At 67.2% G+C, this 7533-nt stretch carries 6 protein-coding genes and 1 riboswitch; of the genes, 2 read left to right on the top strand and 4 right to left on the bottom strand.

Translation table 11 applies throughout. The features are described 5' to 3' along the window. The coding region (locus ACLFRM_RS08430) for a lysophospholipid acyltransferase family protein (RefSeq protein ID WP_410755295.1) at positions 1–758 on the bottom strand (758 nt) is incomplete at its 3' end. 116 nt (positions 759–874) lie between these two features. Here ACLFRM_RS08430 and ACLFRM_RS08435 point away from each other — a divergent pair. Beyond that, positions 875–2107, top strand: coding sequence for a 3-deoxy-D-manno-octulosonic acid transferase (locus ACLFRM_RS08435; protein WP_410755296.1), 1233 nt, complete (start codon positions 875–877; stop codon positions 2105–2107). A 46-nt stretch (positions 2108–2153) separates the two neighbouring features. Here the strand turns inward: ACLFRM_RS08435 and ACLFRM_RS08440 are convergent, their stop codons facing one another. Together ACLFRM_RS08440 and ACLFRM_RS08445 are read right to left on the bottom strand one after the other, a co-directional pair. Next, positions 2154–3557 carry a TolC family outer membrane protein gene (locus ACLFRM_RS08440; protein WP_410755297.1) on the bottom strand — a complete coding sequence of 468 codons (1404 nt, stop codon included), beginning with the start codon at positions 3555–3557 and terminating at the stop codon, positions 2154–2156. Positions 3558–3922: 365 nt separating this feature from the next. Continuing rightward, entirely contained in the window at positions 3923–4582 is a 660-nt protein-coding gene (locus tag ACLFRM_RS08445) for a protein-L-isoaspartate O-methyltransferase family protein (protein ID WP_410755298.1), read from the bottom strand. A gap of 202 nt (positions 4583–4784) precedes the next feature. After that, a riboswitch (TPP riboswitch) is annotated at positions 4785–4892 on the top strand. Between the two features lie 72 nt (positions 4893–4964). Between ACLFRM_RS08445 and thiC the strand changes: the two genes are divergently transcribed. Next, complete coding sequence (thiC, locus tag ACLFRM_RS08450; protein WP_410755300.1) at positions 4965–6854, top strand: phosphomethylpyrimidine synthase ThiC; 1890 nt, start codon at positions 4965–4967, stop codon at positions 6852–6854. 72 nt (positions 6855–6926) lie between these two features. Here thiC and ACLFRM_RS08455 read toward each other — a convergent pair whose 3' ends face one another. Next, entirely contained in the window at positions 6927–7091 is a 165-nt protein-coding gene (locus ACLFRM_RS08455) for a DUF1328 domain-containing protein (protein ID WP_410755301.1), read from the bottom strand. Positions 7092–7533 lie beyond the last annotated feature (442 nt).

Below are 7533 nucleotides of genomic sequence, written 5' to 3' on the forward strand. Positions count from 1 at the left end.
TGGATGGGCGGTTCGATCTCGAGTTCGTAACGCGTGCCGAAGCGGCGGACGTGGTAGGGCAGGATCACCGCCCGGCCCATGCGCGCAAGTGTCGGCATGGCGGTGTTGGTGGCGGCCGGCAGTCCGAGGAAGGGGATGAAGGCGCTGGTCTTGCCGTGGTAGTTCTGGTCCGGTGCGGTCCAGAGCACGTCGCCGGCGCGCAGGGCGCGGACCATCGCGCGGGTGTCCTCGCGGTGGATCAGGCCGGCGAGGTGTTTCTCGCGGCCCTGGTCGATCAGCGCGTCGATCACCGGGTTGTTGTTGGGACGGTAGACGGCGTGCACCGGCGCATGCCGCGAGACGAAGTACACGCCCAGCTCCATGTCGGCGACGTGCGCGGCGTTGAGGATCACGCCGCGGCCCTCGGCCCGGGCGGCCTCGAGGTGCTCCAGGCCGATGATGCGGTACTCGGGCACCTTCTCCAGGTTGCCGAACCAGCCCCAGAAGCCCTCGCAGATGCCGGCGCCCAGCCGGGCGAAGTGCTCGTCGATGAGCTCGTCCCGCGCGGCCGCGCTCCATTCCGGAAAGGCGACGGCGAGGTTCGCCCGCATGATGCGTCGGCGCTTTTTCAGCAGGCGCGCCATCAGCCAGCCCAGCCCACGACCGAGCGCGATCCGCCTGCGTTGCGGCAGGGCGGCGATCAGTCGCGGCAGCAGGGACAGGGCGAAGCGGGCGGCGCGCAATCCCTGGTCGAGGCCGTTTGTGCGGGCAGGGCTCATGAGGACCGGATTCTAAGGGATAATGGCCGCATGCGCGTATCGCCCATGCATTCCGTTCGCCCATCCGGTGTCCCGGCGTCGTCGGATCCATCCGCCCTGCCCGGCAGGGGCGGCCCGTGAGACGCTGGCAGTATCAGCTGCTGCTCGCGGGGTTGTCTCCCTGGCTGGCGGTCGATTCCTGGCGACGCTACCGGCGAGCCCCGGCGGGGCAGCGCCGACTTTTCGAACAGTTCGGGCGTCTGCGCGACGGTCTGCCCCGGGACGCCCTGTGGCTGCACGCGGTATCGCTGGGCGAGGTGCGTGCCGCGGCCATGCTGGTCCGGGCGGTGCAGGCGCGCTGGCCGGATCTTCCGATCGTGATCAGCACCACCACCGAGACCGGCGCCGAGGCGGCACGGGGGCTCGACCTGCCGCATTTCTATGCCCCCTTCGATCTGGGCCTCGCGCAGCGTCGGGTGTTGGCGCGCCTGCGCCCGCGGCTGCTGGTGGTGATGGAAACCGAGCTCTGGCCGAATCTGGTGCGCGAGGCCGACCGTGCCGCCGTGCCGCTGGTCATTGCCAACGCCCGCCTGTCCGACCGATCGTATCGACGCTACTCCCGCTGGGGAGGCCCGTTGCTGCGCGAGGCGCTGGCGGGGATCGAGTTGATCTGTGCGCAGTCCCCCGCCGACCGGGAGCGTTTCCTCGAGCTGGGTGCCAGACGGGTCGAGGATTGCGGCAATCTCAAGTTCGATCTGCCGGTGGTGGAGACCGTTCCTCCCGTGCCCGACGGACGGGCGCATACCTGGCTGGCGGCCAGCACCCATCCCGACGAAGAGGCGCAGGTGCTCGAGGCTCACGCGACCGTGCGCCGGCGTTATCCCGACGCGCGCCTGATACTCGTCCCGCGGCACCCCGAGCGTGCTGCCGAGGTGAGGCGCCTGGTCGAGAGTCATGGCTTCTCGCTGGCGATCTGGTCGCCCGGGCGGCAATCGGACGAGGAGGCCACGGTGCTGGTGGTCGACCGGGCGGGGGTGCTGGCGGGATTGTTTGCCGACGTGCCGGTGGTCTTCATGGGCGGGTCGCTGGTGCCGGTCGGCGGGCACAACCCGATCGAGCCGGCGGCGGTGGGGCGTGCGGTGTTGCACGGGCCGGCGGTGCAGAATTTTCGCCAGGTCTTTGCGGTGCTCGGCGAACGAGACGCCTGCCGTGAGGTGGGCGGCAGCGAGTCATTGGCGGCGGCGGTGATCGAGTGCTTCGCTCGGTCCCGGGACTGGGCGGAAGCAGGGGGGCGGGCGCGAATCGTGATTGCCGAGCACCGCGGGGCGGCCAGTCGGCTCGTGGATCGGCTCGCGTCATGGCTGGACTGATCGGTCTGAACGAACACCGACTGCCCGGCCGTCAGGAGAGACCGCGTCAGTCCTCGTCGTAGACCGTCTCGCGGGCGCGGTCGAGCACGCGCTGCATCATCTCGGTATCGGCCGCGCTGGCGCCGTCGTCATCGCTCCGAGCCATCAGCGGGGCGATCAGGGCGTTGGTTTCCTGGTCGGTCAGCTGGCGGTTGATGGCCTCCAGGTCGGCGACGGTGAGCTGGCCGGTGTCGGCCTTCAACTGCAACAGGTTCGTGATATAGCCGTAACGGGCGTCGAGGTAGTTGGCCATGGCCTCGAACACGCGCAACTCGGCGTTGAGCACGTCGACGATGGTGCGTGTGCCCACGCCGTAGCCCGCTTCCGTGGCGACCAGGCTGGTGCGCGCGGACTCGACGGACTGACGGAAGGCAGTGATCTCACCGATAGAGGTCTGCACTCCGCGGTAGCTGTCGGAGGTCTCCTGGCGGACCTGGCGGCGTTGACCATCCAGGTCGAACTGGCTGCGCTGATAGTCGAAGGCCGCCTTGCGCGAGCGCGAATTGATCCGTCCGCCGGTGTAGATGGGCAATTCGACCTGGACACCGACCTGGCCGTTGAGTGATCCGCTCCGACCCTGACGGTTCAGTCCGCCGCCCTGGTAGCTGTTGTCGTAGCCGTACTGAGCGTTCAGGCCCACGGTGGGTGCGCGCGCCGAGCGGTTTATGTCGACGGCCTGCTGGGCGATGCGCGTGCCGATGGTCGCACTCTGCAGGTCGAGGTTCTGGGCCAGGGCCAGTTCGATCCACTCCTCGGGGTCGGCCGGCTCTGGGGCGGCGACGTCGAGATTGGTGCGGATGTCGTCGAGATCCGTGGCGATCTGGCCAATGATGGTGCCCAGGGCCGCTTCGGCATTGTTGAGTTCGTTGCGGGCGGCGATGATCTGGGCATCGGCCTGATCGTATTCGGACTGGGCGTCGGCCACGTCGGTCACGGCGACCATGCCCACCTCGTATTGACGCTGGGCCCGTTCGAGCTGGCGCTTGAGCGCCGTGCGGTTGGCCTGGGCCAGTTGTAGCTGCGCATCGGCGTTCAGCACCCGGAAGTAGGCCTGGCCCGTGCGCAGGATCAGGTCCTGGCGCGCCTTTTCGTAGTCGATGGCCGCCTGGCGCACTTCCAGTTCCGCACGGCCGACCTCGAGTTGATCGGTGCGGTTGAAGATCGTCTGGTCGAGACGCAGGAACAGATCGCCGCTCACCCCGTCACTGCTGTCCGGCCCCTGGGCGGGTTCGCCGATGGTGGTATCGCTGCGACGATAATTGACACCCGCCTGAGCGCCGATCTGCGGCAGCAGGTCCGCGCGTTCGATGGGAATGTTCTGCTCGACGGAGAGTCGTTGCTGCTCGGCGGCGCGCAGTTGCTGGTCGTTCTGCTCGGCGAGCGCATAGATGTCGAGGAGATCCTCGGCCATCGTCGTGCCGCTCCCAAGCGACAGCCCCAGGCCGATGGCAACCGACAGAGCGGCACGGCGGAACGGTCGGGCAGGGCCACGAGGGCCGCCCCGGCCGAAGACGGGGTGGAGGCGACGGACTGGCATGGCGGCGGTACCTCGGTACGATTGGGCGCGTAACTTGTTATTAGCCTACTAACTATCGGCACGATACCCCAGTGGGCGATTCACCGGCAAGGCGTATCACGGCGGCCGGCTGCTCCAGTGGGAAATTCCCCGGCTGGCGTGCGATTCGGTAGCAGAGCTTAGCGCAGAACGGCCCCGGTTGAGAGACCGGGGCCGTGTCATGTCGGCGTGAGCGTGCCGAGTTCGCCGAGGTGGTCGGATCAGAGCGAAAAGGTCGGCTGGGGCTCGGCGCCGATCAGGTAGCCGGTGCGGGTCTCGAACAGCGAATCGGTACGGAACTGGGTGTCCGATTCGCGGGTGACCATGGAGACGGTCTGGATGGCCCCCGTGCCGGTGATCGCCAGCAGGCGGCCGCCGACGTTGAGCTGGCGGAAGCTTGCCTCGGGCATCGTGGCGCGAGCGGCAGTGAAGACGATCACGTCGAAGCGTTCCTCGCCCGCCCAGCCATCGTGGGCATCGCCGGTCTCCAGCACGACCCGCTCGAAGCCGAGTTCGGCCAGCAGGCCGCCGGCTCGTTCGGTGAAGTCGGGGAAGATGTCCACCGAACGCACGCTGTTGCCCAGCGAGGCGAGCGCGGCGGTGAAGAAGCCCGTGCCGGTGCCGATCTCGAGCACGCGTTCACCGGGCTGGACCTGCAGGTGCTGCAGGATGCGTCCCTCGACCACCGGCGGCAGCATCGTCTGGCCGTGACCGATCGGCACCGCCACGTCGGCGAAGGCATGCACCCGCTCGGTGTCCGGCACGAAACGCTCGCGCGGGACATTGAAGAACACCTCCAGAACGCGCTTGTCGAGCACGTCCCAGGGGCGGATCTGTTGCTCGACCATGTTGAAGCGGGCCAGTTCGATGTCGGTGGGCATGATTCGGCTCTGTTCTCGGATAATTGAGTGCGCGGTAATTTACGGGTTTTCCCCCGCCCCGGCAACTTCCGGCAGGTGATGGGGGCGTCGTTGCGTCGTTCTAAGTCACTGAAAGCCGTGCTGGAACTTGTTATTTGCCGGCCGCTGGGGTAGCGTCCCGCCCATGACGGTGGCTGCCCGGACGGTGTTCGGCGGCCACCCATCCGCAGACTAGGGGTGCCCACCGGCCACGAACGGCCGGCGTGGCTGAGAAACACCCTTGGAACCTGATCCGGCTTGCATCGGCGTAGGGAAGTCTGTCTGGCACAAAACGAGACATCTCTCTCCGTGACCAGTCGGCGCTCGTCGTGCATGCCCCAACCGTTGCACAGGTGGCATACCCATGAGCGCAATCCCCAGCGATTTCCTGCAGAAGACCGCGAAACTCTCCGAGACGGTCATCGCCCCGTTCCCCGCCAGTCACAAGCGCTACTCGGTCGGCTCGCGCCCGGACATCCGCGTCCCCTTCCGCGAGATCAGCCAGACGGCGACGCAGAACGACTCGGGCATCGTCTCCAACCCGCCGATCCCGGTCTACGACACCTCCGGCCCGTACACCGACCCGGACGTGGAGATCGATCTGCTCAAGGGGCTCGCGCCGCTGCGCCAGGCGTGGATCGAGGAGCGCAACGACACCGAGCAGCTCGACGGCCCGACCTCGCGCTTCGGCCAGGAGCGCCTGCGTGATGAGAAGACCGAGAACCTGCGCTTCTCGCACATCCGCCCGCCGCGCCGGGCCAGGGCGGGTGCCAACGTCACCCAGATGCATTACGCGCGTCAGGGGATCATCACCCCCGAGATGGAATACGTCGCCATCCGCGAGAACAACCGCCTGCAGGAAATGCGCGCCGACCCGCGCTACGCGAAACTCCTGCGCCAGCACCCGGGCGAGTCGTTCGGCGCATCGATCCCCGACGAGATCACGCCCGAGTTCGTCCGTGACGAGATCGCCCGCGGCCGGGCCATCATCCCGGCGAACATCAACCACCCGGAAATCGAGCCGATGATCATCGGCCGGAACTTCCGTACCAAGATCAACGGCAACCTCGGCAACTCGGCGGTCACCTCCGGCATCGCCGAGGAAGTCGAGAAGATGGTCTGGGGCATCCGCTGGGGTGGCGACACCATCATGGATCTCTCCACCGGCAAGCACATCCACGAGACCCGCGAGTGGATCCTCAGGAACTCGCCGGTGCCGATCGGCACCGTGCCGCTCTACCAGGCCCTCGAGAAGGTCGACGGCAAGGCCGAGGAGCTGACCTGGGAGATCTACCGCGACACGCTGATCGAGCAGGCCGAGCAGGGCGTCGACTACTTCACCATCCACGCCGGCGTGCGCCTGGCCTACGTGCCGATGACCGCCGACCGCGTCACCGGCATCGTCTCGCGCGGCGGATCGATCATGGCCAAGTGGTGCCTCGCCCACCACGAGGAGTCGTTCCTCTACACGCGCTTCAACGAGATCTGCGAGATCATGAAGGCCTACGACGTGTCGTTCTCGCTGGGCGACGGCCTGCGCCCGGGCTGTCTCGCGGATGCGAACGACGAGGCCCAGTTCGCCGAATTGAAGACCCTCGGCGAGCTCACCCAGATCGCCTGGAAGCACGACGTGCAGGTGATGATCGAGGGCCCGGGCCACGTGCCGCTGCACATGGTCAAGGAGAACATGGACAAGGAACTCGAGGACTGCTTCGAGGCGCCGTTCTACACCCTCGGGCCGCTGGTCACCGACATCGCCCCGGCCTACGACCACATCACCAGCGGCATCGGCGCGGCCAACATCGGCTGGTACGGCACCGCGATGCTCTGCTACGTCACGCCCAAGGAACACCTCGGCCTGCCGGACAAGGACGACGTGCGCGAGGGCGTGATCACCTACAAGATCGCCGCCCACGCCTCGGATCTGGCCAAGGGCTTCCCGGGCACGCAGGTACGTGACAACGCCCTGTCCAAGGCGCGCTTCGAGTTCCGCTGGCTGGACCAGTACCACCTGTCGCTCGACCCGGAGCGGGCGCGCGAGTACCACGACGCGACCCTGCCCAAGGAGGCGCACCAGGTGGCGCATTTCTGCTCCATGTGCGGGCCGCACTTCTGCTCGATGAAGATCACCCAGGAGGTCCGCGAGTATGCCGACCAGCTGGGCGTCGACGAGGAGGAGGCGCTGCGTCGCGGCATGGAGGAGAAGTCGATCGAGTTCGTCGAGAAGGGCGGCGAGGTCTACGGCCGGATCTGACGGCTGCCGCGTCTTGCCGAAACGACGAAACCCCGGCAATGCCGGGGTTTTTTGTCTTGCTGGTTGGTGGCGTCAGACCGGCGGTCTGCGACCCATCAGGAAGAACACGATCGCCAGGACCAGGCCGACGACGAACAGGATCCAGGCGATTTGTGTCGCCGCACCGGCGACGCCGCTCAGGCCCAGTACGCCGGCGATGATTCCCACGATCAGAAAGATCAGTGCCCAGGAAAGCATGATGCGACCTCCATGGTTGACCGCCCGCCCGACCGAGATGCCGTGCTTCATGGGCGGGGCCGGCTGCCATCGAGCCGACCGGTTCATCATGGTCATCACCTTCGATGACCTGCTTTCACCTTAGTCAAGATGCTCGTCGATTGCTTGAGTTCCGTCGTCGGGTATAAGAAGGTGACAGGTGTCGTGCCTGGGTCCGCCGGGATCGCGGCCTTGCCGAAATCCGCCGGCGTGCCAATGAGCCAACCAACCCCGGGCCCCGTCGCGGACCGCGAGATCCCCCGGCGCCGATCGCGCTGCTACCGCTGCTTGCCCTGCACCTGTCGGTCGCTCCTGGCGATCGCGCTTCGGCTCGAGCCCATTGCCGTCACTCGACGCCGAATTTCATCTGGGCCCTGTTCTGTAACATGGTGCTGGCCGGCGCGATCGGCTGGTTGGTGTGGGT

This window comes from Guyparkeria sp., assembly GCF_046540515.1.
Taxonomy (GTDB): domain Bacteria; phylum Pseudomonadota; class Gammaproteobacteria; order Halothiobacillales; family Halothiobacillaceae; genus Guyparkeria.